14 protein-coding genes are annotated in these 25,097 nt (G+C 47.6%); 4 read left to right on the forward strand and 10 right to left on the reverse strand.

Features of this window, described 5'->3' with window-relative positions; all coding sequences use genetic code 11:
• Window positions 1-334 precede the first annotated feature (334 nt).
• Together dhaK and HP552_RS22880 are read right to left on the reverse strand one after the other, a co-directional pair.
• Window positions 335-2,104: a dihydroxyacetone kinase subunit DhaK gene (gene dhaK / locus HP552_RS22875; protein WP_175397704.1), complete on the reverse strand. Its 1,770-nt coding sequence runs from the start codon at window positions 2,102-2,104 to the stop codon at window positions 335-337.
• Complete coding sequence (locus HP552_RS22880) at window positions 2,104-3,243, reverse strand: glycerol dehydrogenase (protein ID WP_175397705.1); 1,140 nt, start codon at window positions 3,241-3,243, stop codon at window positions 2,104-2,106. Before HP552_RS22880 ends, dhaK begins: the two co-directional genes overlap by 1 nt.
• Window positions 3,244-3,553: 310 nt before the next feature.
• Between HP552_RS22880 and HP552_RS22885 the strand changes: the two genes are divergently transcribed.
• Entirely contained in the window at window positions 3,554-4,594 is a 1,041-nt protein-coding gene (locus HP552_RS22885; protein WP_175397706.1) for a PocR ligand-binding domain-containing protein, read from the forward strand.
• 2 nt (window positions 4,595-4,596) lie between these two features.
• On the opposite strand, the gene HP552_RS22890 is transcribed toward HP552_RS22885, so the two are convergent.
• The 4 genes from HP552_RS22890 to HP552_RS22905 form a co-directional block, all read right to left on the reverse strand.
• Window positions 4,597-4,824 (reverse strand): SMI1/KNR4 family protein, encoded by a 228-nt coding sequence (locus tag HP552_RS22890; RefSeq protein ID WP_246311017.1) that lies wholly within the window; start codon window positions 4,822-4,824, stop codon window positions 4,597-4,599.
• 10 nt (window positions 4,825-4,834) lie between these two features.
• Window positions 4,835-5,518 (reverse strand): hypothetical protein, encoded by a 684-nt coding sequence (locus tag HP552_RS22895; protein ID WP_175397707.1) that lies wholly within the window; start codon window positions 5,516-5,518, stop codon window positions 4,835-4,837.
• 159 nt (window positions 5,519-5,677) lie between these two features.
• Window positions 5,678-9,166: an S-layer homology domain-containing protein gene (locus HP552_RS22900; RefSeq protein ID WP_175397708.1), complete on the reverse strand. Its 3,489-nt coding sequence runs from the start codon at window positions 9,164-9,166 to the stop codon at window positions 5,678-5,680.
• 15 nt (window positions 9,167-9,181) lie between these two features.
• A complete protein-coding gene (locus HP552_RS22905; RefSeq protein WP_175397709.1) occupies window positions 9,182-12,373 on the reverse strand; it encodes an S-layer homology domain-containing protein in 3,192 nt (1,063 codons plus the stop codon).
• Window positions 12,374-12,829: 456 nt separating this feature from the next.
• Between HP552_RS22905 and HP552_RS22910 the strand changes: the two genes are divergently transcribed.
• From HP552_RS22910 to HP552_RS22920, 3 genes are all read left to right on the forward strand, one after another.
• On the forward strand, window positions 12,830-13,048 hold the full coding sequence (locus tag HP552_RS22910; RefSeq protein WP_175397710.1) for a bacteriocin immunity protein: 219 nt from the start codon (window positions 12,830-12,832) through the stop codon (window positions 13,046-13,048).
• A 156-nt stretch (window positions 13,049-13,204) separates the two neighbouring features.
• Window positions 13,205-13,615 (forward strand): hypothetical protein, encoded by a 411-nt coding sequence (locus HP552_RS22915; RefSeq protein WP_175397711.1) that lies wholly within the window; start codon window positions 13,205-13,207, stop codon window positions 13,613-13,615.
• A gap of 142 nt (window positions 13,616-13,757) precedes the next feature.
• Window positions 13,758-14,546, forward strand: coding sequence for a formate/nitrite transporter family protein (locus HP552_RS22920; RefSeq protein WP_095361044.1), 789 nt, complete (start codon window positions 13,758-13,760; stop codon window positions 14,544-14,546).
• Between the two features lie 28 nt (window positions 14,547-14,574).
• Here the strand turns inward: HP552_RS22920 and HP552_RS22925 are convergent, their stop codons facing one another.
• The 4 genes from HP552_RS22925 to HP552_RS22940 all read right to left on the reverse strand — a co-directional run bounded on the left by HP552_RS22925 (window position 14,575) and on the right by HP552_RS22940 (window position 25,095).
• The gene (locus tag HP552_RS22925; protein ID WP_217506536.1) at window positions 14,575-15,039 is read right to left on the reverse strand and encodes an acetyltransferase; all 465 of its coding nucleotides are present in this window, start codon (window positions 15,037-15,039) and stop codon (window positions 14,575-14,577) included.
• Between the two features lie 115 nt (window positions 15,040-15,154).
• The gene (locus tag HP552_RS22930) at window positions 15,155-16,702 is read right to left on the reverse strand and encodes a glycoside hydrolase family 30 protein (RefSeq protein WP_175397713.1); all 1,548 of its coding nucleotides are present in this window, start codon (window positions 16,700-16,702) and stop codon (window positions 15,155-15,157) included.
• A gap of 71 nt (window positions 16,703-16,773) precedes the next feature.
• Complete coding sequence (locus HP552_RS22935; RefSeq protein ID WP_175397714.1) at window positions 16,774-19,473, reverse strand: beta-glucosidase; 2,700 nt, start codon at window positions 19,471-19,473, stop codon at window positions 16,774-16,776.
• 645 nt (window positions 19,474-20,118) lie between these two features.
• The gene (locus HP552_RS22940; protein WP_175397715.1) at window positions 20,119-25,095 is read right to left on the reverse strand and encodes a DUF4132 domain-containing protein; all 4,977 of its coding nucleotides are present in this window, start codon (window positions 25,093-25,095) and stop codon (window positions 20,119-20,121) included.
• Between the last annotated feature and the right edge of the window lie 2 nt (window positions 25,096-25,097).

Below are 25,097 nucleotides of genomic sequence, written 5' to 3' on the forward strand. Positions count from 1 at the left end.
GTAAGTGAGCATTTTGCATAAATCCAATAAGCGACTTCCAGTCTTCAATATATAGATCGAAATGCTCCTGTTCGTCTATATATTGCACCCCGGAGCGAGAGGAATCGAATTAGCAAAATGTTGAAATAAACGGATGGCCTATGACCCTGATTCTCTGATAATGTAACTTTACACATGTAAAAATAGACTTAAGTATGGTTGAAAAAGGCACACATAAAGACGCCGGACATCCGGCGCCGTTACCTGTGTCGCTTGCTGCGTATCGTGCTTAGCTTTTGCTTTAGCTGTAACTATCTTTTTATCTATACTATCTAGTTTTTAGTTTGCGCTGTATCTATTTCATCGACTCGGAGAGTTCTGTGAAAATAACACCAAGCGCATACGCGCCTGCATCCGGATATCCCAGACTGCGATCCCCAACCGTGCCCGCGCGGCCCATACGTGCCACGATATCTTCGGTTTTCTTCGCGCCTTCAACTGCAGCCTCCGCTCCTTTAGCAAACGCTGTTTTGAAGTCATCGCCAGAGCTAGCACTTTGTGTCCAGGAATCTGCACACGGAACGAGTGCGTCGATCAAAGTTTTGTCACCTACAACCGCCCCGCGTCCGAAGGAGCGCTCACCCGTGGATTGAATGCCCTGCACCGCTGCTTGCATCATCTCGGCAAACTCAGAGACGTTCAACTCCTGTTTATCGCCTACTGCCTTGCCCGCCGAACGGAATGCCGAACCCCAGATGGGACCGGAGGCTCCGCCGCAATACTCCATGATTACGAGCGAGCATGCATCCAGGAACGAACCGATGTTTCTCTTCTCTTCGCTGATGATATGCTTCCATTCGCGTTTCAGCTGACGGAAGCCCTTCGCCACACTCATGCCGAAGTCACCGTCGCCTGCATGGGAATCCAGTTCACAGAACGGCACCTCATTCTTGATGATGATCTCGCCCATCTTGTCGATCAAGTAGACGATATTATCCAGGGAGAATTGATTGTTGTTGATTACCGCAGACGTTGCAGGGGTCTCCACTTCGAAAGATACAGGCACATCTTCAGTCACGACTGCTTCCAATGCTTCGGAATAGGCAACTTGCGCTACTGGAGGACCAGATACTTTGAACGCAGGTGTATCACTTTCCTTGAACAGCAGGGACTTCAGCTCATCATCCAGCTTCAGGATTGTCAGGGATGCGCCAGCCATATCGATGCTGGTCATGTAATTACCAACAAAAGTCGTAGCTACATGAAGACCCGAACGGCCTGCAAGCTCACGCTGAACCGAGTTGTTGAGCAGATATAATTCCTGAAGCGGTGTTGCGCCAAAACCATTCACCAGCACCGCAATCTCGGCGGATGCGTCACCATCCAGCTTCATATCGGCAAGCAGCGCTTCAACCATACGGCCCGCAAGCTCATCGGCAGAGACGATCTTTTCACGGCGAATGCCCGGTTCACCATGGATTCCCACACCGAACTCCATCTCATCGTCCGCAATTTCGAATGTTGGTGTACCTTTGGCAGGCACGGTGCAGGACGTAAATCCGAATCCGATACTTCGTACGTTCTGAGCTGCCTTCTCGGCAACGGACTTCACTTCTGCCAGACTGCGGCCTTCTTCGGCTGCTGCTCCGGCAATCTTGTGAACCAGTACCGTTCCCGCAACGCCGCGGCGTCCTACCGTATACAAGCTGTCCTGTACAGCAATGTCGTCCTCAACACGTACATACTGTACGTCGATACCATCTTCTTCAGCCAGATGTGCCGCATTCTTGAAGTTCATCATGTCGCCGCTGTAGTTTTTGATGATTAAGAGTGTGCCCTTGCTGCTAGCCGTTGCTTTAATCGCTTGGTATACCTGGATCTGGGAAGGGGATGCGAACACATCTCCACATACTGCAGCATCCAGCATGCCTTTCCCCACATAACCTGCGTGAGCCGGTTCATGACCGCTTCCGCCGCCGCTGATGAGGCTGACTTTGTCAGCATTAATCTCTCTGCGTTTGATGACTTTATACTTTTTCAAAAATTCCAGCTCCGGGTGCGCCAGCGCAATCCCGTTGCACATTTCCATCACTACATTTTCAGCCTGATTGATAATTTTCTTCATTACTTCGCCTCCCGGCGAGCTTTGTATTCCCGTCCCATACGGTCAGCCGCTGCAATGGCTGCAGCCACTTCAGGAACGGTGATTGGAAACGGCATGGCGTGAATCGATTCTTCCGGAATACAAGCGATCTCGGCCACTTTGAGCAGCTCTTCTTGCGTAATGGTATCTACACCGATATCCGCCAAGCTTACAGGCAGTCCCACGGCGATGCAGAAGTCCATGACTTCATGCAGCTCTTCAGTTGGTGCATTTTCAAGGACGAGCTGTGCAATCGTACCGAATGATACTTTTTCACCGTGGAAGAAGTGATGCGTACCCTCCAGAACAGTCAAACCGTTGTGAATTGCATGTGCCGCGGCCAGACCGCCACTTTCAAATCCAAGACCTGACAACAGAATGTTGGTCTCAACAATATTTTCTAGCGCTTGAGTCACCACATTGCTGTCGCTGGCTACTTTTGCTTTTGCTCCGTCAGTCAGCAGCATTTCATAACACAACTTTGCCAGCGCTAGTGCTGCATTCGTACCTACAGCAGACGGAGTATATCCTTCGCGGGAACCCATTGGCAGACTTGCGTTTACACGGGAATACGATTTTGCTGTTGCTCTTGCTTCAAAGTACGTAGAGAGTGCATCTCCCATACCGGACACCAGGAAGCGTGTTGGTGCGTTAGCGATTACGGTTGTATCCACCAGCACAACGCTTGGGCTTTGTTTGAAATAAGCATAGTCATCAAAAGAGCCTTCCGGTGTGTACAATACCGCCGAGTGGCTTGTTGGTGCATCGGTTGCAGCAATGGTCGGGCAAATGATCAATGCTTCGCCTTCCGCTACGCATTTGGCTGCGTCGATAGCTTTACCACCACCAAGACCAATGGTGCATGTACAGCCTTTTTCCTTCGCAATTTCTTGCAGGCGAGCAACTTCCTGACGGGAGCACTCCCCTCTAAAACCGCTTTCAACAAAGGTAATATTGAATTTCTCAGCTGTTGCATCAAGCTTTGCTTTTACCCGCTGTACATCATCGGGATGTGCAATCAACAATGCGGAATCTCCAAAGGATTTCACAAAGTAACCGAGGTTCAACAATTCATCTTCGCCTTGTACGTATTTGGTTGGGCTGATAAATGCTTTTCTCATAATGATATATGCCTCCTATAGCGTAGTTAGTATGGTGTTTGATGTATAAACATCAAATTTTAATTGTTCACAATTAATCTAAATATATATCATGCATGCTCGTGAAACAGTGGACTTTGATAACAAATTATTATAATTTTCAATCGTAATTTTTTGCTTTTTTCTGAATTCATGGTATCTTATTGTCATTGGATCGTTGAATGCTGACATGATCTTACATTACCCGCTCGCCTCTCATTTTAATATGTACAAGTTGCTACCTTTTTACGGCCCAGAGCCGGCAATCAGGTTCGTATGGAGGTTCCACCCAATGATTAAAGAATATTTGCACATCAATAAAATTCTCGACCTGAATAAATGGAAGCGTCTACAGGATTCACTCGCTACCGTAACCAAACTGGCCATCCTGACGGTCGACTACAAAGGCATTCCAGTGACCAGCCACAGCAGCTGTCAGGCATTTTGCCAGAATGTACGCAAAGATCCCGAACTGCTTCCCTACTGCCAAAAATGTGATTCACGCGGCGGTCTGGAAGCGGTAAGGTTAAATGAACCCTATGTATATCTGTGTCATTTCAATATTATTGATATTGCCATTCCCATCACCATTGATGGCAAATACATTGGCGCCGTGCTGGCAGGGCAAGTTAAACTTGCAGATCGAGATAAAGGCACTGATCTGGAACAGATCGTCTCTTCCAAAAATGTGCACATGCATGAAGCAAAGCTGCAGGAACTACAGGATGATTATGACCAACTGCCTGTAATGACGTATGAAGAGATCGTGAAAATCTCCAATATGCTGTCCCTTCTCTGCAACTATATTGTAGAGGAAGCTCTCAATAAAAATTTGCTCGTAGAGATGTTCGAAAAGGCCTCAGGGTCTCAGGAATCCGTTAATCTTTCGACCATTTTGCCGGGTTATTCCATTCGCAATATTGAATCCATCAAAAAAGAAATGACCAACGCCATTGCGGATGCCTATCTCAAAAGCAGTCCCAGCGACAATGCATGTACCAGTCCGGCACTGCAGCCAGCTTTTGAATACATTCACAGCCACAAGAGTGAGCAGGTCACACTGAAACAAATGGCAGAACTGTGCCACCTAAGTCCAAGTTATTTCAGCAGACTGTTCTCCAAAGAGACAGGGGAAAATTTTACGACTTATCTGGCCAAGCTCAAAATCAAGTGGGCCAAACAATTGCTGGAGGTTACCGACATGCCGATCTCACAGATCAGTGATGAGCTGGGGTTTAACGAATCGGGATATTTTATTAAAATTTTCAAAAAGTTTGAAGAGATTACACCTGCCCTCTATCGCAAATACATTCAAGAGCAATCTGTCACCTGAACTCATTCATCTGTTCCTGGGCCCATATCGCAGACTCGGCCAGCATCTCCATTAATCCATTGAAATGAGGTGCACGGGTTCAGGTCATCAGACCGGTCATACTCCTTCTTATATTCACGGTACGCCTCCACAAATGCGGGGTATGCCCAGTCCAATTCTTTTACAGAATACAGGGCAGGATCACCGAAGTTGCAGGCGCCATATTCAAGCAAGAGAGCCCGGTGTAACATAGTTACTGACTCAGAAGTCCTCTATGTAACTGACTTCTGAGGGAATCAATTCACCATTGTACTCCCTGAATTCAACTTCAATCGTACCTGTATACGTACCCGGAGAAACTTGCACCGGTATTTCAGCAATCAGCTTGTTGTCCTGAACCCGGTACCTCAGAATATTGCCCACAACTGCCTGCTTAAACCACATTTCTGCGTCTTCAATAGGATAGGAATAGACATACTCGTTCCCCGCGATATTCATCGTGTATTCAACAGTTGCTGTGTGCTCCTTATACATGGAAGCCAACGCATTTTTAGCTTTGGTTACCGCGTCCCCAACGGGAATCTCTGTCCAATCATCCTTTATCACATGAACCGCTGAAGCCCGTGCCCCAATGCCCTTCCCAGTGGTAAGAATAATAATTGCTTCGTCCTGACCTTTCCCATCGATATTGCTCGTTGCGACTTCTGGGTAAAAAGCTGGTTCGCTGATGTTTTCCCACGGAAAAGATTTCGTTCGGTTATTCCAAGAGACGGTGATTCCGGAGTACATTCCTTGAACAGGTTTGGTTGATGTGTTCAATGTAATCTCGTGATGATTTTCTTTGATCTCGGCCAACACTGTATGATCTTGATTCGGAACCGAAAGAGAACCAGATAAAGCAATGAACGCTGCACTTAATAGTTTGGGTATGAACCACATGCTCATGATCAAACCTTCCTTTACTATAAATAGAAATTGAATTTCGTATCTCACTATTAATAACAGTGCTCAACCCCATCTAGTTTTGTAGATTAAGTCTTTTTTAACCAATGATAAATAAGCAGCCCCCAAGATGGGGGCTGCAATAGATGATTCATAAGTCACTTATGGCGTTTGCTGGTCGTAATATTGGTAAGTTCCTTTCGGATACAAATTCCACTCACCCGGCAAGTTATATATTGGTGAGGAGCTGTGGATCGCGCTCTTGCGAATAATCGTTCCGCCACTCGGCAGAATTTCCAATTGACCATTCGGATCTCCCAGAACATCCATGATTTGACCGTCTTTCTTCAGAATGATGGCCGTTAATTTCGAACCGGGAACATTCAGAATAAGTTCATTGTTGTAATACGTAGTTGGGATGAGATCAAAAAAATCATAAAATGCACGGTCTATAGAATTAACGTATTTCAGATCCTTTATTTGGTCCAAAGGTAAGCCATCGAATATTTTGTAGGTTTCACTGGTTGTTTGGTTCGTCGCCGGATTGTAATGCTTAACTTCAAGCGAGAAGCCTACGAACTTCTGACTTGTGCCGAAATAAGGATTCATGATTTGAATCGTTTTGTTGTAACCCCCTCCGTCAATATACTGGCTGAAGTAAGCGTTGGAATTAGTCTGAGCCGATACTGAAACCCGAATTAAAACCGCTTTATAGTTAGCACCAACAATCCAGTAATCCATGTTCATTGGAGAAGCATTCCAAACTTTCCCGTTCATAGGCGTAGGTCCTGTTAAGGTCTGAGCCGGTGTCGCCCAATATTGCTGCAGGTTCGAGTCTGTCGGGAAATAGGCACTGAGGTCCACTGTAACGCTGGGTACCCCTTGTTTCGAATTCACCGGAATAAACCCATTATCCACCAGGGAAACGGCCACAACATTTAAGTCATATGTCGTCTGATTGCCGTGGCTATCAGTAGCCGTTATGGTAACTACAGCCGTTCCGGTATGCCCTGCCGTTCCAGGAGACAACGTAATCGTACTGTCATTCACGCTGACCTGAGCAGCATCCGGATCGCTTGAAACGGCCGAATAAGTCATTGCATCTCCTTCCGGATCGCTAAACAACTGGGAAGCATCATAACTCCGTTCATCTGTATAACCCGGACTTAGCAATTGGGTCTGAATGGCTGCCACTACCTCTGGAGCAGCATTCGAATTTTGAGCTTTGGGCATGACTGTGAGATTAATGGTTTTTGCAGCAGAACCTCCCTTGGCATCTGATGCCGTAACGTTAATGACCACACTACCACCTGTCAAAGGCGTTATCGTTAATGTACTGCCGTCAACAACAGCGGTGGCAACTTGATCATCCGTTACTACCGATGAAAACGCCAACAGATCTTGATCCGGGTCCGAAAAATACTGCGTCAATTCGATATCTTTTGCCGGATCTCCTACCTCCAAAGTTTGGTCCGGTATATCCATTCCCACAGGATCTTGATTGGGAGCCGGTGTTGGATCTGGCGTCGGTGTTGGATCCGGTGTTGGCGTTGGTTCTGGTGCCGGTATTGGATCTGGTGCCGGTGTTGGATCCGGTGTTGGCGTTGGATCTGGCGTCGGCGTTGGATCCGGTGTCGGTGTTGGATCTGGTGCCGGCGTTGGGTCCGGCGTCGGTGTTGGATCTGGCGTCGGTGTTGGATCTGGTGTCGGTGTTGGATCCGGTGCTGGCGTTGGATCTGGCGTCGGCGTTGGGTCTGGCGTCGGCGTTGGTTCTGGTGTCGGTGTTGGATCTGGCGTCGGCGTTGGTTCTGGTGTCGGTGTTGGATCTGGTATCGGTGTAGCTGGAGCATCCACTACAGTGACATTAAAAGAGGTGCTAGCCAAATGCCCTTTTCCATCGCTGGCACGAAGCGTTACCATCGCACTACCTTCAGCGACAGGGGTAAGGGTTAAGCTGTTGCCGCTCAATGTTGTCCTAACAACATTTCTATTCGAGGTTTGTGCGCCAATGGTAAGCTTATCGTTATCCGGATCGCTAAATAATCCTGTTACATCGACAACAACTCCATCTGAGATCGAGATGGTTCGGTCCTCCAAAACACGAGTTGCAACTGGTGCCTGGTTGACAACCGGTGCTGGTGTTGATGACGCTGGAGCTGACGGCGTTTCCGATGCTGGAGTTACCCCGCTTACAGCAGACGCCAATACGTTCGTACCTAAAGAAACACTTTCAACCTTTGTATTGTTTCCTACGGCTACTGTGGCATCTGGATTATTAACCTTCAGCTGCTGAATGCTGCCTGTGAGGTTAATCGAAGCGGCACCCGAACCGTTGACCTGAACTTCATTAATATTGGCGTTCCCGGCAAGGGTAACGTTTTGGCTTCCTGCCAGCTCTAGGGTGCCAATGTTTCCGGATAGTGCGACGTTTCCAGCCCCATCCAGAAGGCTAACTTGTTCGACTGATGCGGAATCGCCGAAGGTAAGCGACGCATCCGAATGGAGGGCCATTTTATCGATCGTGGTGCTGCCTGTGGCTTCGACATGCACGTCCTGCTTGTTCACTTCCACCTGGCCAAGAGACGCACCCTCAAAGACAACGGTGTTGCTGTCACCGCCATAAACCCTCGTTTGTCCAGTTACGTTCAAATCCTTTGAGAAAAAATCGTGAGAAAGTTTTGAAGAAATCTCAAAGTCACCATGTACCTCTAAATTTGAAACCGAAATATAATCGCCAGAAATTTTCAGATCTCCATCCAGCGTTGCCCCACTGCCATCCAGCTTAAGGTTTCCGGTAAACTCAGCTTGTCCGCCCTTAGGTGCAGAACCGGTTGCAATAATTTCAAGCGAAGTTATGCTACTGATAGTCCGGCCTTCGGCTAGAAATTTGATTTTCGCACCATCCAGCACTTTCGCATTGCTAGGATCAAGGAGGCTTTTCACCCGATTGGAAAGCGAATAGGTAATGCCGTTGATTTGTACGCTTCCATTGTTAATTCGCTGCAGCGTTGCTGCACGATCTTCCGGGAAAAAGGAATTTAACAAAATACCTGCAAGTACCTGTCTTTGCACCGGTTGATCGGCATTCAATACCTCCAATTCGCTAAAAACACCTTCTGCAAGTGAAAGGTTCAGGGCATCCCAAGCCCATGGTGCAGCCGATTTCAATTTACCGTTATTCGATTGATTTTCTTCTCCGGATGCTTTCCACTGAACGGCTCGGCTCAACACTACGGCTAATTCCTGGTACGTTATGGCAGCTTTAGGGCGGAACTGCCCCTTGTTGTTGCCGGTCATTAAACCGGCCTGCTGTACCGCTGCAATAGAAGAAGCGGCCCAATTGGTTTGTTTTACGTCCGAAAATTCGGAAGTTCTGGCATGAACCGTCGGCAGCTGAAGCGCTCTAGTCAAAATTACAGCCATATCCTGCCGGGTAATACTGTCATACGGTCGAAACTTGCCATCCGGGTCACCCACCAACAGTCCTTGCTGCACCGCCTGTGTGATTTCGGCCTGCCGATCCGAAGAGACTTTTGCCAGATCGCTCAGTGTCTGACTCGTAGCCGCATAACTGACCGTCGAAAAAGGAGAAACGGACGCGGTCATTAAGACCGCGGCCAAGAAATATTTTATGCTTGCTGACTTGTCCATTGATAATTCCTCTCCTTATTCGTAACTTCCAAGTCCGTCCATGGTATCTACAGGGTAAATATCCCATTCCGACTCTTGATAAGCGGCGGCACCTCTTGTGATGCCGGCTTTTCTGCGCATGGTTTGTTGTGGGTACAACGTTGAGGAATCCAGTGGAATTCCATTTATGAAAAGAACAACCTCAAGCGGCTCAATCCCGTCAGGATCAAAATTCATGTCAGTAGCTGCATAATAATTTTCATCGAAATCAAAAGGACCTAACCAATCCGCTATCACTCGAACCGTGTGAGGCTGAATTATAAAGGAATCTAAGTCCATTTCTACTCCTCCGATGGTCAGCTTTACATTCGTTATGAGATTATCTGTCGGATTATAAAGCTCGATTGCCTGGGTACTTTCATCGCTCCCCCAAACCATCTCAGAGATAAACAGGGTGGGCTGTACTATCGCAGGTTTCACCGTAACTTGAATTACCGTATCCTTCTGCGACTTTCCATCGCTGGCGGTAATCTTAAATTCCGCTGTACCTGCTGCAATCGGGGTAATGGTCAACAAATCTCCCGAATCTTCCGGAACTGTCGCAATAGCTGGAGTCAAGTTTTCAATCGAATAAGTGAGTACATCATCTGCATCCTCATCTGTAAACAGCCCGGTTAGATTCAGGCTCCCAGCTTCACCTACTGTAAACTCAGGGGCAGTCCAAGCCTCGTTAACGACCGGAGAGTGGTTGATCTGTTCCAGAGCAGGAATGGCTATGGAGACTGTATCACCTGGCGCTTGTGTTTTGGATGGAGTATAAATATCTGCTGCATCCAGCTCAAGCTCAAGTCCCGTAATCGGGAGGTTAGCATTTTCACCAAGCGTAATTTCAAACTCATTCCCATAAAGTGGATTGACCGGAATGTAAGAAGTAGCTGTTAATTGCGCTCCTTCTCCGAAGCTGTGCCCGGATTGCTGCGCCGCCGCTTCAAGCGCTGCCATAGTCAGCCCCTTAGCCTCGGAGGCATTGCCAGTCCCAGACATTTCGTCATACGAATCAAACTTTTTAATGTAGTTGTTGAATTTGACCGTAATAACGTCACCAGAATCATACACAGAAGGATCATTTCCGTAATTCTGCGATTGAACAACCTCGGTAACCGCTGGAATCATTCGGTCTATGGTGAAATATGCGGTTGTCTCGTTTCCACCCTTATCTGTTACGACAAGTTTATAGTTACCGTCCATTGAGATCGTATTGCCCAGGCGGTAGTCTGTCGACTGGAACTCATAAACCGGGGACTGATAGTTCAAACCATCAGAACTTGTTCTCCACAAAACTGCTGTAGCGATGTCTTTGTCATCCGATCTTGGAGTATACGGAGCATTAAAATAAGATTGCTGTTCCGGCGTTTTTGCCGAAAGGCCTGTGATCAGAGGTGCAGGATCGGAAATATCGATATCTGTGACTGTGGTTGTTGGCAAACCATGCACGCCTTTGTTATCTGTAGGCGTAACTTCGAAAATAATTTTATGTCCACTGTCTTCGGCTGTCAGCGTATAGTCCTTCTCATTAGCACCAATAATCAAAGTTTGATTGCTGACACCGTCGTTATCCACCCTATACCACTTAAAAGTCGTTTCACCTTCCACATCTTCGTCCTGATCATCATAGGTGTACCTTCCCGAAAGAGTCTCCCCAGCTTCCAGCTTGCTGCCGGAGATCAGAACACTTGAAGCCACTGGAGGATGATCTTCCGGAGCAGGCGTTGGATCTGGTGTTGGCTCCGGTGTTGGGTCTGGTGTTGGCTCCGGTGTCGGTGTCGGCGTTGGGTCTGGTGTTGGCTCCGGTGTCGGCGTCGGTGTTGGGCTTGGTGTTGGCTCCGGTGTCGGCGTCGGTGTTGGGCTTGGTGTTGGCGTCGGTGTTGGCTCCGGCTCCGGCGTCGGTGTTGGGCCTGGTGTTGGCTCCGGTGTCGGCGTCGGTGTTGGGTCTGGTGTTGATGGCCCTGATGAACCTGAATTTGAAGTGCTTGTCCCTGTAGACGTGGATGGTCCCGTTGTCGAAGGCGTATTGCGAATGATCTGTGATAGTACTCCGCCCTCTGGAAGAATTACTTTCTCTGTCTTCACACTCGCAGGTAATTGAATTAACGATTTCACGTCTTTCAGTACAAGCTGTTTCCACGTTCCACTTCCCTGAACCGTTACTTTGTCGGTGGTATCGACAGTTACTTCATCAACATCACCTTCGATGGTTAATGCACTTGATCCAGATTTCAAAACAACTTGGGACAAGATATCAGCTTTCAAAATCACATGATCTGCCGAGACTGAAATCACACCCTTATAGGATGAACCCTTCAGATCCAAAGTCACGGGATCAGCAGCTGTACCCGCCTGTGTAATCTCGATTTCCGATAAGGAGGACAGATTGCGTGTGCGTGCATCATAGGTAACCACAGCATTCTGTAATGCTTCTTTGTTTCCTTCATTCAAAATGCCTTGCAGTTCCTTCCCAATTACAAAAGGGCGCCCATCGATATATGCAATATCTCCATCCAATTCGGTTAAGGAAGCTGTCCGCTCTCCTGTCTGAAACACATCCACCAGGATCTCCGCAATATCTTGCCGTTCAACCAAAGCCTTGGATTCAAATCTGCCCTCATTGGATTCCATTAAACCGAGCTTTAGTGCAGTTTGCACCTGTTCTTTGGCCCAATTGCTCACCAGGGATTCATCTGAGATCGTCTGTTGCTGACCTCCCTTGATTCCTTGTGTGCCCGTAACTCTTACCAATATGGAAGCAAGCTCTTCCCGGCGAATTGGATCATTTGCACGAAAATTCCCCAAAGTATCGCCAGTCATCCAGCCCGCTTTACGAATAGCATTTATATAAGGAGCTGCCCAATCTGTGCTTTTAAGGCCAGCAACCATTGATTCTTCAAGGGGTAACTGTGATGCTTTGGCCAGCAATACAGCCATCTCTCTCCGGGTCAAATACTGGCGTGGATGGAATGAGCCATCCGGATAACCCGAGATTAAGCCTTGGTTTACTGCCTCTTGCACGGCTTGCAGGGAAGTGGAACGAATATCGGTTTCATCTGTAAAAACAGACGATATTTTGTTTGCTCCTCCTGTTTGATCTTCTGCTGCATTGACGTTCTGATTCCCCCACAGCATTCCGATGACCGTGACGGTAAGCAGCATCTTTTTCCAGTCGTGATTCATTGTCCGTTCCTCCCCATAAAACTTCCTTTTCGGCCCATATTCTAACAAGGAACTCTGAACGGATTCTGAACAAAATGATTAACAAAATACCCATTTAAAAGGAGGTTATTAATGATAATTCGACGATCACTTCTGTTAACATTGATTTATGTCAACGCATACAAAAAAATCAGAAAACTCTAGTGAACTAAGTGCAAATAAGTGTCGCAATAATGCAAACAATATGTGCCTTTATAATGTGTGTTCACATCAAAATTTACGTCGATTTCTTTTTAAAAATAACGTATCTCTGTCGTAGAATTCGTTATAATGAAGTGAACTTGGCGAGATTTGTAAGTTTATGCAATCATCCACTTGGAAAATGAAAGATAATTATGGAAAACGGAGTTGTACGCGGGCGTTAAACTGTGTAAGTCTAGTTAAGTAATACTATGAATTATTCAGGAGGTATTGTTTATGTCTGACCATTCACAATTGGTAGATTGGGTTCGGAAGCTGATGAATGCTGAAGGGACCGAAGCGGAACTGGATGACATACTAACTGAGCTGCAGCTGCAGGTCCCTCATGCGGAGATCAGTAATTTGATTTTTTGGGATAATCGAGACCTGACGCCTGAGCAGATTGTAGAAGAAGCGCTAGCTGCTCGCCCCATTCAGCTTCCGTCCCAATTCTAGTTCTTCAGGAGGTGAACGATCGGCTATGTCTGATATGAATTCAATAACAATGAACAGCCTGATTTTGATGCTTTCAGCGGAGAAGAAAAATTACAGGCTCGATTTTGGCTCTTCCGCGAAGCGGGTACTACAATTGAATCAAGGAAGTGATAGCCAATGAATAAATATGATGATCCTTCTTCCCGAGAACATGAAGCTTATGAGAACACAGATCAGTCCAATGCAGAATCCGGAGAACACGCCGTAAAGCCTGTCTACCTGACCCAAGGTGAGATTAATGCATTACAGAAGGCAATCATGTTCCTTAAATTTGAATGTGAAGAGACCGACTCCCTACTCTACGCGGGCAGCCCCCTGCTGAACAGTGTGCTGAAAAAGGTAAGGGATGCGGATGCCTTTGCAGAGTACGCCAAAGACTTCCACTCCCGCCCGAATGAACATGCAGAGGCATTTATGCGTGCCAAGCTTGAACGTTCCTACGCGGAAGAATTAGCTCCACGCGAACGTACAGAAGAACTAAAAGCCGAAATTCTCAGTTCCTGCATGTATCCTTTTCCAGTGAAATAAATAACCATTATACTTTTGGAGATACGCATTATTAAAGAATGGTTGTTTAGCTAAACTTTTGCCGTGGTAGTTAAACTCATACCACCTCTCTTCCAAATTTTCGTTATAATGTAAACATTACACCGAGAAACGGAGGCGAATTATGGAAACTGAAGGTTTACGCAACGTTGAACAACTAGCCTTGAAGAAGCACAAGATCTACAAACAAAGTTTGATCCGGTACCTTGCACGCTCCATGCTGGCCAGCATGTTTATCGGATTTGGGGTAATCGTGGCTTTTAAGACAGGAAATTTCTTTTATATGGAGCAGTCCCCATTTACATACCCCATGGCAGCACTTACGTTTGGAGCGGCTATTATCCTGATTGCGTATGGCGGGGGTGACCTGTTTACCGGGAATACGTTTTATTACACGTACGCTGCACTCAGGAAGAAGCTGCGCTGGTTCGAAGTGGTGAAGCTGTGGATTGCCAGTTACAGTGGAAACCTGATGGGCGCTGCGGTCTTTGCTCTATTAATCTATCTAACAGGGTTATTCGATTCATCTCAGGTCAACGGGTTCCTGTTAAGTGTGGTGGAGCACAAGATGGAGGCTCCGGCAATGCAGCTCTTTTTCCGGGGAATTCTGTGTAATTGGCTCGTATGCCTTGCGTTCTTCGTGCCGATGTTCATGAAGGAGAACGGGGCCAAAATGTTTGCCATGATGCTCTTTGTCTTCTGCTTTTTCATCTCGGGGTATGAGCACAGCGTAGCCAATATGTGTACGTTTGCGATTGCACTCGTGCTGAACCATCCGGGAACGATCTCATTTGGCGGAGTCATCCATAACCTGGTTCCGGTAACCCTCGGTAATCTGGTGGGAGGCGTGCTGCTGATGGGCTTCATGTATTATGCGGTGAACAAACCATTTCTTGATGATGAAACACATTAATTCGTGTAGCAAAATCCCCCGCAACCACTCATCTCAAGATGTTGGCTGCGGAGGATTTCTTTTTCATCTCCAGATGTAACAGGGGAAAAGGATTGCCTGATCCATCCAGTTCCGATCTGCCGGTCTGTACAAACCCCATTCGGGCATAAAACCGGGCAGCACCCTCATTTTGCTCATTCACATCCACTTTGAGATCATTACCCTTAAGTTGAATAACATGCGTAATAAGCATCGGTCCGAGACCTTGTCCATGCTTGTCCCCGTCCACGAATAACATCTCAATGTGCTTGCCGTCCATCCCAATAAAACCATTCGGTTCATCCGCTAAGTCTACCGCTTCCCATATTTCCATGTCTGCCAAGGCCTCACTCACCACACTCTTATAGAAAACGATATCCTTTTCGGCCAGAAACATATGGGTTGCCCTTACAGCACGTTCCCAGATGGAAACCAGCTTGGCATGATCCTGCTCTCGGTATGGTATAATTGCCATCTTCACTTCGCCCCTTTCCTATAGTGACTATTATATGAGCATTTTGCATAAATCCAATAAGCGACTTCCAATTTTTCATTTTAGATCGAAATGGTTCTATTCATCTTTATGCTTGTCATTTATCCTTACTCAGGCTATCCTTGACCAGATTCAGATTCCAACGAAACGTGGCAGCGGATTGGGATGGCAGCATGTATTGAAACGTCTTTCCTTCCATGGCCACTCGGAAAATAACTTCTTCGTTCTCTGTGTTAGCTGCAACCAGCACCATTGTGCCATCCGGATTACGAAAAGCAACGTTCTCAAGCTTGCCCCGTTCTTCGGTCGAATCCACTCTTAAGGCTCCCGGACGTACATAACGACTAACATGACCAAGCGCATAATACTCCACATTGCGGGTCACGTCCCCATTCTCCGGATTGATTGTCACCACTCCCCGGCAGTTCGCACAGCCACCATTCGTAGGTCCGCCTTGCGGATCGAGCGCAATATTCCAGAGCAGGACGCTTTTGGCCCAGTTTCGCGGAGCACCGATCATCAGATTGGACATCTGCCAGCTTAGATTTTCGCCAAAATCAGGACTCCATTCCCCGCCGCTGCATTCGGTAAAATAGATATTTTTATCCGGAAAGCGATCATGCACTTCCGACATGGAGACCGGATCCCCTTCATAACAATGGAAGGCTGAGCCATCCGTGTATTGTGCAGCCGCTTCGTCCCCAAGCACGCTGCTTGTATATTCCACTGCCTGATCCCAGTTATGGTCATAATTGATGATTCGTGTATCCAGTCCTGCCTCTTGCATGGCCGGCCCAAGATAATCACGGATAAACATGGCCTGTTCTTGGGCTCCCATACTCATGCTCGGATAGTTGGGCGAGGTGAACTCCGGTTCGTTCTGCAAGGTCATTCCATAGATGGGCACACCCTGGGCCTCATAGGCTTGGATGTACTTTACGAAATAGCGTGCGTACGCTTCATACACCTGAGGATTGCTGTAATCCAAATACCAGCCATTCGTTGTCTTCTCGCCATATTTCATCCAGGCTGGAGCGGTCCAGGGTGTGCCCATAACCTTGATATCCGGCTTTAATCCAACGATCTGTCTGAGCATATCCACAACTTCCTGGTCTTTGTCGATCGAAAAATGATTCATATCATAATCGGTACCGGATTCGATATCATTATACGTATAACTTGAAGGCTGACCGGATGCATCCACCGAATAATCGGAAGCCCCAATGGTATGACGCACCATATCCAAATTCAAGCCTTCCGTTGTATACAGCTCCTTCAGCAATTGTTCTCTTTGCTCTGGCGGAAGCTGGTTGATCAAGTGGGTGGATGAACCTGTCATGGCAGCACCGAACCCGTCCATGGTCTGATACGTTTGGGACGGATCAATGGTTATGGTGAATTCTGCTTCGGAATCATTCGCTTCCGATGTAATCCAGGGGAGCGGCTGCTGCGGTTCCAGCAAATGCTGCTGATCTCCGGTTGTCAGCCATACTTCAGCTGTTGCTGGTTTCTTCTCTAATGGTGGCGGGATGGCGTCCTCTTCGGTGCGGTTTGTCATCCACCATCCGCCGAAGCCAGCCACAATGCATACAGCGAGCAACAGGATAATCCACCCTGTTTTCTTCTCTCTCCATCGCGAGCTCATCTCATGTCACGCTCCTCTACAAGTGTGGAAAAAGCCGCGGCCATTCGGCCACGACTCTTTGCTTCTTCCTTTTATTTACCGGACTTGCTTCCGATATTCACACTGCCTGTCAGACGAATATCATCTGATGCACTACCGACATAAACAGATACTTTACCTTTAGGCATTACCCATTCATTCGACTTTTCATCCCAATAGGATAGTGCACTGCGATCGAGCTTAATGTTGACACGCTGCTGCTTGCCTGCTTTCAGATCGACCTTGGCCCAGCCAGCGAGTTGTTTTTCCGGAGTTTCCACTTTGGTTGGCAAGTTGCCTACATAAACCTGTACCACTTCTGCACCGGATACTTTACCCGTGTTGCGCAGATTCAGGGATACTTCTACGGTAGCATCGTCGCCTTTGCCTGTGTTTTTCACATGCAGGTTACGGTAGTCAAAATCGGTGTAAGACAGCCCGTGTCCAAATGCGAACGCCGGTGTCATGCCTTCTTTGTCATATCCTTTGTAGCCTACAAAGATACCCTCGGAGTAACTGCCCACACCATTCACACCCGGGAATTGTTCCGCAGTGGATACCGGTGTTTGTGAATCGTCAGATGGGAACGTCACCGGCAATTTACCGGATGGATTCACATCACCGAACAGAACACGTGCCACAGCGTTACCTTGTTCCTGACCTGCATACCAAGCCTGAACGATGGATGGCACTTCTTTCTGCCAGGAGTCCATTTCAACGGCGCGACCACTCATTTGTACAACGATCGTTTTTGGATTGGCTGCCGCTACCTCGCGAATCAGCTGCTCCTGGTTATTTGGCAGTTCCAGATCGGAACGGTCTACATAACCTTCACTGTCATACGTACGTGTCACAACAACCGCGACATCCGATTTTTTGGCCAGATCGACTGCTTTTTGCATTTTGGCATCCACCGCATCTTCAGGAGTTTCCCAGCCGAAACGAACTTGGGCTCCCATGTCATTACTGGATTGTACCGGGAAATCTGTACGATATTCAATCCGAATGTTGTGAGACTCGCCTTCTTTAAGCGTAATTTCTTTCTTTGTAGTGCTCAGTTTCGCACCTTGATTGTCTACCAGCAGCTGATCATCCACGTATAGTTTTGCAGAACCCAGACTGGTCAGAGACAGTTTGTAATCACCTGTTTTCGGTGCCTTAATGGAACCTGTCCAGCGGGCGGACATTTTGCCATTGAACTCCGTAGGCGTCGTTGGAAGCTTGGATGATTGTGCATTGAAGCCTTCATAGTTGTAAAATCCAAGATTCATGTTGACCTGATTATCTGTACGAACCAGAGAAGGATTGCCTTCCATATCTTTGTTTGTCCAGTATTCGGCATGCAATCCGTTTTTCACATTGTCTGAACCACTTTCGTTAGCACCCGCTGGAGACAAGAGCGTGGATGGTACCGCGGACGGTCCGTTAAACGCATCTCCTGCCGAGATCGGATCGGTTCCGGCTGCATATTGCACATCTACACCGTTTCCTGCACGGTTACGAATCCCTTCAAGCGGGCTCACCGTATAGGTCGGATTAACGAGACTGCTACCACCACCGGCTGCGGATGCGGTATCCGCATCGGGTCCGATCACTGCAATAGACTTCAGATTTTTGCTCGACAGTGGCAGCATGTTGTCGTTATTTTGCAAGAGAACCATGCTCTCTTCCGCAAACTCACGTGCTTTAGCCCCATCTGCCTTCGCATTGATTTGTGTATTGGTTACAGGGTTATCGAACAGCCCTTTTTCGAACATTTGAAGCAAGATCCGTCTGACCTTTTCATCAATGGTTTGTTCGCTGACTTCACCTTTGTTCACGGCTTCAAGCAGCTTGCTTCCCCATTTGCCATATGGTTCACCCGGTGTTTCCAGATCGAGACCCGCGTTCGCGGATTCCACTGTACTGAAGTTGGCACCGTAGTCACTCATGACGAACCCTTCGAAGCCGAACTGGTCCTTGAGGACATCGGTCAGCATCTCCTTGTTCTCACAAGCATATGTACCGTTAACCTGGTTAAACGAGCACATTGCAGAACCCAGATCCGCTTTCTCCACCACCGCCTTGAACGGACGTGTATAAATCTCCTGAATGGCACGTTCACTGGCTGTTGCATTGGTGGTGAAACGTTCTGTCTCCTGATTGTTCAGGATGTAGTGCTTTGCGGTAGCAATAACCGGATTGCTCTGAATCCCGTTTACATATGCCGCACCCATGCCGGATGCCAGCAGCGGATCTTCACCAAGGGATTCGAAGTTACGGGAACCCCAAGGGGTACGTGCGATATCCAGGCCAGGGCCCAGTACCACATTATGTGTTGTGTCATGGGCTTCCTGCCCGATCAGGTCACCATATTTCTTGGCAAGATCGGTATCCCATGATGCTGCGAGGGCAATCGGTGCAGGCAGTGCTGTGGACTTTTTGTCCTGAATATCCGGGTTCGCAACCCGCACCCCTGCCGGTCCATCTGCCATCTGTAATGCCGGAATGCCAAGGCGCTCCAGTCCATCATTATAGAAACCATAATAGTTATTTACTTTACCGGTAACGAATCCGACTTTCTCCTCCAGCGTCATCGCTTTGAGCAGCAGTTCGGTACGTTCCTCCGCAGACAGTGACTTGTTCATCCATGGGCGGTCTGCCCCGGATTCCGCTTCTGCGGCAAAGGCGTGCAGCGGCATCGCCGCAACCGCCACGATGATTAACAGCATAAACCATCGTTTGAGGAAAATCAGGTTGAGTCTTCTGTTCATGTTTGTAAGCTCTCCTTCTCTCTTGATCATTTTTCTCGTATGCATATTGAATACATGTATACAAGGGAATGCAAACTGGCTTGTCCCAGCCATTCAAGCATTCAGGCAGCCTTGCACATCACTGCGAAAAGTGCAGCTCAATTAGCGAGCGAGCAATTTCGCTTCCTTACGATAGCCGACCTTCTGGCAGAATGCATCCCCTTAAATTTGGAAATAGGGCCGAATGGAGTGAACTAGTTCTTAGGCATTATGTCCAGATGAATGCGGATAACAATATATGAAAACGAATTATTTACATTTTTGTAACGTAAATCATACAAAACATTCACTTTTAAAAACAGTCGATATGTCCCACATCCAACTTAACAATTTATTCAATTAATTATCAAAATAAGGAAACTGTCTCGATTCTCTGGGCCCAAAGTCTATTTGAAACCGGATGCACGGTACACGTCCATTCAACCTCGAAAATAAAAAGCAACCGAAGTCCCTTTTAACAGGTACTCCGGCTGCTATTTCTCCACTTATTACTTAACGTATTATCGTAACTTTTTTTGCAAGCTTGCTTAAACCGATACATCTATGCAAACTTGTCCTGCTTGAACGGGTCTTGTTTGATCTGGTCCTGTCTACCTTGTGCTGTTTCTAGCTTCTCAGCTGTGCAAGAATCTGTGGGTCCTTGATCTTCGTATCTTCTGCCAGCAGCATGATTTTGGATAAAATCTCAGCCGTTCTCGGATCTTCATCCAAAAACGGAAGGAATATTCTTCCTCGGTGCTGACTATGCACAGGAACGATATAAAGTGCACCTGTTGCTTGTTTAAATACATTGCCGCTGCCCAGATGAACCGCATATTCGCCGAGTGCACCCTCGATCCGTGCATAATTTCCATCCAGACGAACATTATCGATCTTGAGCAGACGCAGGGATTCATTGACAATGACGTGGCGCATTTCAATGGTTGTCAGGCTGGCTTCCGGATCAACCCCGCCCACATGTGCAACACTGACCACCAGATCAACATCACGCATGACCTCTGAGAAGAAGAGTGGCGGTACATCTTTCAAGGCTACCGGCTTATACGTCTTGCGGTCATAAAATTGTACCGTCTCCAGCGTAGGTGCCTCCGTATCTGCCGGAGAGAACCAGTCTGCCATGGCATACAGATTGGCAATCAGGTTATGCTCATAGCTGACCTTCTGCAGCCCTTCTTCATAACTGACTGTCCATTGACGTCCTTTGAGCAGGGCAACGGCTTTCTTCGGTTGAATCTGATACCCGGCATATCGGCGGGATACGGTTCCATTCGCGAGTTCGTCTTCATTGGGAAGGTACAGCTCACGGAAAACCTGTTTGAAAGGCTGACGTTCCTGACGGGTGAACAGATCCCGCTGAAACTCGCTCCACGTGCCACTGTGCAGCAGTTGCAGTGGATGTGCAATCACCAGGTTATCCTGATCCGTCAATGAATGCGTCGCATGTTGTTGACCAGGTACAATGAGGCAACCTCCACTTGTCTTCCTATCAAAATACCCCAAACGCTCTCCTGACTGGAATACCAACGTACGAATCAACGGCCGAATGACCGGATTTTGCATGAGGCTGGCAATTTCCTGGACGGTAAAGGCAGTCTCTGCGGTCATGGAACGCTCCAATTCCTGTCTTGCCCGGCGATATTGCAGAACCAGATCGCCCTTTATTTCCTTCAACTCCGTAATGTATCCGTCTTTCTTGAACCGCGCAGGTACAGATTTGAGCGACTTACCTTTACTTACAAGGACAAGCTCAGACTGACCCTCCTCATCAATGACCAATTGTGCTGTCGTTGTCTCATCCAGAGCCTTTGGTTCAAAATAGGATTTCATCTCGTCCAGCTTGCTCGCTTCCATATTCCAGATCAGCCGGGTGACGTCCGTATATCCTGCATTTCGGGCAAGATTGCCAAGAGCAATCTGTGCTGCGGCACCTTCACTGGCACGGCGCTGGGCTCCGAATTCCTTGCTCTCAAGCAGGAATTTCTGAATAAAATTATATCGTTCACGCAGATCCTGTTCCTGCTGCTCTTGGAATGGAATCAGACTGTACGTTAACAGATGATCCTTATTACGCTTGTCTTGCACGGATTGACGCATATCCTCCAGATGAAGCTTTCCTAACGCTGCATCGGCAAACAACTGGGATCTGCGATGATTGGATCCGCCGGATATATATTTGGCACAGTCATATAACAGATTGAATCTTTCCTCGCCGACAGCTGCATAAGCTTCCTCGAACCAGGCAATATCAAATGCCCCGTCGTTGAATTCCTGCGGTGATATAGGTGAATAGTGCGCGACGATGGTTTCCTTTTCAGCCGTAAAACGTTCGTTAATATGGGCATGGAAGTACCACGCCGCACTGCGGAGCCCCTCCCATCCCAGATACTTCGATACGATCTCCATCCACTGGGGTGCATACATGGCCGCTTCCAATAACTTTTTCTCCGGAATGGGATGCTGCTCAAGTAATTGTCTCAGAAGCTTCTCATCTTCACCATCCCGTGGATGGCAGACTTGAATCAGATGACTGAACGTCTCCTTGCGTGTTGTGTTATCTCCGTAGCTGTAAATATAGCCTCGTACAAAGGTATCCTTATCCATGGCAGAGACAAGATGCACCCAGTGTTCCATACCTTCAATTCTTCCAAATTTCATTGCCAGTGTGCTGACTTCTGTCGAAAGCTCGCCTCGTGTCAATTCAATCTCCAAAATTCGTTCAACAACGGTATTTCGTAATTCTACGAGTTCCGGATCATCTGTGATGCCTTCCGTCCGTGTCCATGTCAAATCACGAATAAATGTGAGGCGATCCCCGCCCGTCAGCAGCTGACGGTACATGGTCTGATCATCAATCAAACGCAATTTGAATGCCCGCAGGTAATCCTCGAATGATAACAGGGAGAAACGCTGTGTATTTCCCACAAGGTTGATAAACTGATAAGCCGTTTGGAAAAATCTTTGGAAACTGGCATCATCGTATATTCTGCTTCTTACGAGATAGTTCCACCGTTCCGTCAGAATATGAAGCATTCCGGTTTCCTTCTCCAGTTGTTCCTCCGGCATGCTTGCGATAATGGAAGCCCACGTCTTCTCCGCTATTTCAAACGTTTCTGCCGGGTTGCTGTCTTTGAACGCTGCCGAGATCAATTCAGCCACCTGATCCTTATATGTCAGCGAAGCCGCCATTTGTTTCAGTTCTTCCATATAGACAAGCGGATATGTCTGTTCGGCAAAGGACTTGCGCCAGCCTTCCAATAACGGGATTTTGCTTAATTCGTTATAATCATATTGATCGTGATAATAACTGTAATGTTCATTTAAGCTGCCGTTCAGTGTGCTGAACTGCAAAACAAAATAAAGCTGCATCAGTTCAGGGCCGTTCAGATCACTTTGCGCAACATACTCCTCCCATACTTCGTGAAGAGGATATTGCTCCATCTGTTTCATATTGTTCCGTTCCGCATAAGACACCATGGAGCGCAGGCTGGCTCCGATCAAGAGCGTCTCTCGGTAGCCCGCATAATACTCCACCTCATACTCATGATCCCTGTGCTGATGAACCAGAGCGTCCAATCCTTCCATAAAGGGTTTAGCCTTCTCCAGCGAAAGGGTGAAGATATCCTTGGGACTGAAGCCACTAAGATCACGCTTCTCCTGCAGCAGTGGCTCCACCCGGGATGGGTCGAACAGGCCAAAACCGTTCGAAGCAGTATATCGGCTGCCCTCCTCCGTCAGCTTGTCCAGCAGTTTTTGCTCCTTCGACGTAGGCTTCTGGATCAGTCCGGCTGACGGTTGTAATTGCTCGTGCTGGTCTGTCCGTTCCGGATCTGCCGCAATTTCCGTCAACAGTTCCAGCGCACCCAGACGCTGCAGTTCGCTCTTCGCCTGCAGCAAACGTTCTACGGAAGCCTTCAGTTGTTCGACAGGCTGCAGTAAAAGCACCTGAATAACCTTCTGGCGAAGCGATCCGGTCTTGAGTTTAAGTAAAGCCTCCATCTGCATCAGCTCTTCGCCTGTTAAGGTGAGCTGCTTCGCTTTGGCAAGGGCACTCTCACGATTATTTATACTTTTGTCGGAAAGGCTATCAAAAATAAACTGTCTTTGCACCTCGTTTTCGGGGTGCTGAACGAACTGGGACAATAGCTCGCCTCGAAGTTCCGGGCTCAGCTTGTCCTTCACCGCGATGACTTCCCCGATCCAGTCGGGGTCCATATCGTAGGCAGCCAGATACAGCATTTTTTTGACCACATCATCCCGATCAACCCGGTAATGGACATATTCAAGAACTCCAGACTGTCCACCTTCCCCTCCCTGGGGAATGAGGGCCAGCAACTGTTTGAACTGGTCGAAGTCATGACGCCGTATCGTCTTGTCTGCAAAAACAGGCAATGGCGAAATGTAGATACTGCGCTGATTCTCCCCATTCTCGAAACGCCAGTTGTGCATATACATTGCATCATAATTTTGGACAATCCAATGCAGCAGCTCCAAATCCTGCACCGCCAGATAACGACGTGCAATGTTAAGCCGCAGTTCTCGATTCTGGCTGTTCGCTAGTACATATTGAGCGACGATCTTCTGGTACAACGGACCATGGTCCATAATGTGGATCAGTTTATCCTGCAAATTGTTCTCTTCAATGACGGCTGTCGCCCACAGACTAATAAATAACTTATTGGCATTCGAATCCTGCATCCAAGTTTCACGTACGCCTGTATCGGTCAATGCTTCGTAAGCCTGCTCGATTAACTGTGCAGCAACGCGAGCATTCGCTGCGTCAATCCCGATACCTGTCCAAACGGCCAGTGCCCTAACCACCGAACTGAAACGAATTAAATTGTGATCGATAATTACTTTTAATATGTATACAAACGCCTCAATTGTTCCTTCATCCATCCGTTCAACGATACTCTGACGCAATCCTTCCTGCAGCCTTGCTGCTACAAGCAGCTCACCCACCATTTGGTACGCCTCTGCCTGGTCACTCATGAATATGCCTTTGATCATCTCGCCTGTGAGTAACGCCGACTGATTGTCACCATAAATGATCTCATGCAATGCCTGCTTCATACCCCCGTTTAGATGGTCCAGTTCATAGGCAATACAATCCGGAAGTACAGATCGGATCTCATACAAATAATCAAACTTGTATTCACGAAGCGATACATATTCGTCCAGGGAGAACTCCTGTATCTCCATACGCATCAAACCAATGAGTTTGCGGATGACCTGTCCAATATGCAGTTCAGGATCCAAACTTCGAAATGGCCGGCGCTCGTACATGATGCTGTACGGGTAATTTGTGGCTCGGTCAGCAATGTAACGGAATCGTTCCACCAACGGTTCATTCACCAGATGCCCAAGTACATTCAGTAAAGGCTCAAATAAGGAATTCTGCGTATCGGCAGCCCGGTCCCGAAGGATCTGTTCTGTATTCAAGTATGCTTTTTCGTCTCCGCGCAAATAAGTGAATCCGGCCATCTCCACCACATATCCCGCGAGCTCCTGCTCTATACCTTTCAAAGACACTGCCTTCTCCTGCAGACTCTTGATATATACCTGTTCGTTATCGTTCTGATTCATCC

Origin of the sequence: Paenibacillus xylanilyticus (assembly GCF_013359935.1) — a bacterium.
Classification (GTDB): Bacteria; Bacillota; Bacilli; order Paenibacillales; family Paenibacillaceae; genus Paenibacillus; species Paenibacillus xylanilyticus.

What these genes read in the sequence shown, in the direction of transcription:
- HP552_RS22930 (WP_175397713.1), bottom strand. Translation starts at nt 16,702, where the DNA reads ATGAGCTCGCGATGGAGAGAGAAGAAAACAGGGTGGATTATCCTGTTG.
- HP552_RS22905 (WP_175397709.1), bottom strand. Translation starts at nt 12,373, where the DNA reads ATGAATCACGACTGGAAAAAGATGCTGCTTACCGTCACGGTCATCGGA.
- HP552_RS22940 (WP_175397715.1), bottom strand. Translation starts at nt 25,095, where the DNA reads ATGAATCAGAACGATAACGAACAGGTATATATCAAGAGTCTGCAGGAG.
- HP552_RS22920 (WP_095361044.1), top strand. Translation starts at nt 13,758, where the DNA reads ATGGAAACTGAAGGTTTACGCAACGTTGAACAACTAGCCTTGAAGAAG.
- HP552_RS22900 (WP_175397708.1), bottom strand. Translation starts at nt 9,166, where the DNA reads ATGGACAAGTCAGCAAGCATAAAATATTTCTTGGCCGCGGTCTTAATG.
- HP552_RS22915 (WP_175397711.1), top strand. Translation starts at nt 13,205, where the DNA reads ATGAATAAATATGATGATCCTTCTTCCCGAGAACATGAAGCTTATGAG.
- HP552_RS22885 (WP_175397706.1), top strand. Translation starts at nt 3,554, where the DNA reads ATGATTAAAGAATATTTGCACATCAATAAAATTCTCGACCTGAATAAA.
- HP552_RS22890 (WP_246311017.1), bottom strand. Translation starts at nt 4,824, where the DNA reads ATGTTACACCGGGCTCTCTTGCTTGAATATGGCGCCTGCAACTTCGGT.
- HP552_RS22910 (WP_175397710.1), top strand. Translation starts at nt 12,830, where the DNA reads ATGTCTGACCATTCACAATTGGTAGATTGGGTTCGGAAGCTGATGAAT.
- HP552_RS22935 (WP_175397714.1), bottom strand. Translation starts at nt 19,473, where the DNA reads ATGAACAGAAGACTCAACCTGATTTTCCTCAAACGATGGTTTATGCTG.
- HP552_RS22925 (WP_217506536.1), bottom strand. Translation starts at nt 15,039, where the DNA reads ATGGCAATTATACCATACCGAGAGCAGGATCATGCCAAGCTGGTTTCC.
- HP552_RS22880 (WP_175397705.1), bottom strand. Translation starts at nt 3,243, where the DNA reads ATGAGAAAAGCATTTATCAGCCCAACCAAATACGTACAAGGCGAAGAT.
- HP552_RS22895 (WP_175397707.1), bottom strand. Translation starts at nt 5,518, where the DNA reads ATGAGCATGTGGTTCATACCCAAACTATTAAGTGCAGCGTTCATTGCT.
- dhaK (WP_175397704.1), bottom strand. Translation starts at nt 2,104, where the DNA reads ATGAAGAAAATTATCAATCAGGCTGAAAATGTAGTGATGGAAATGTGC.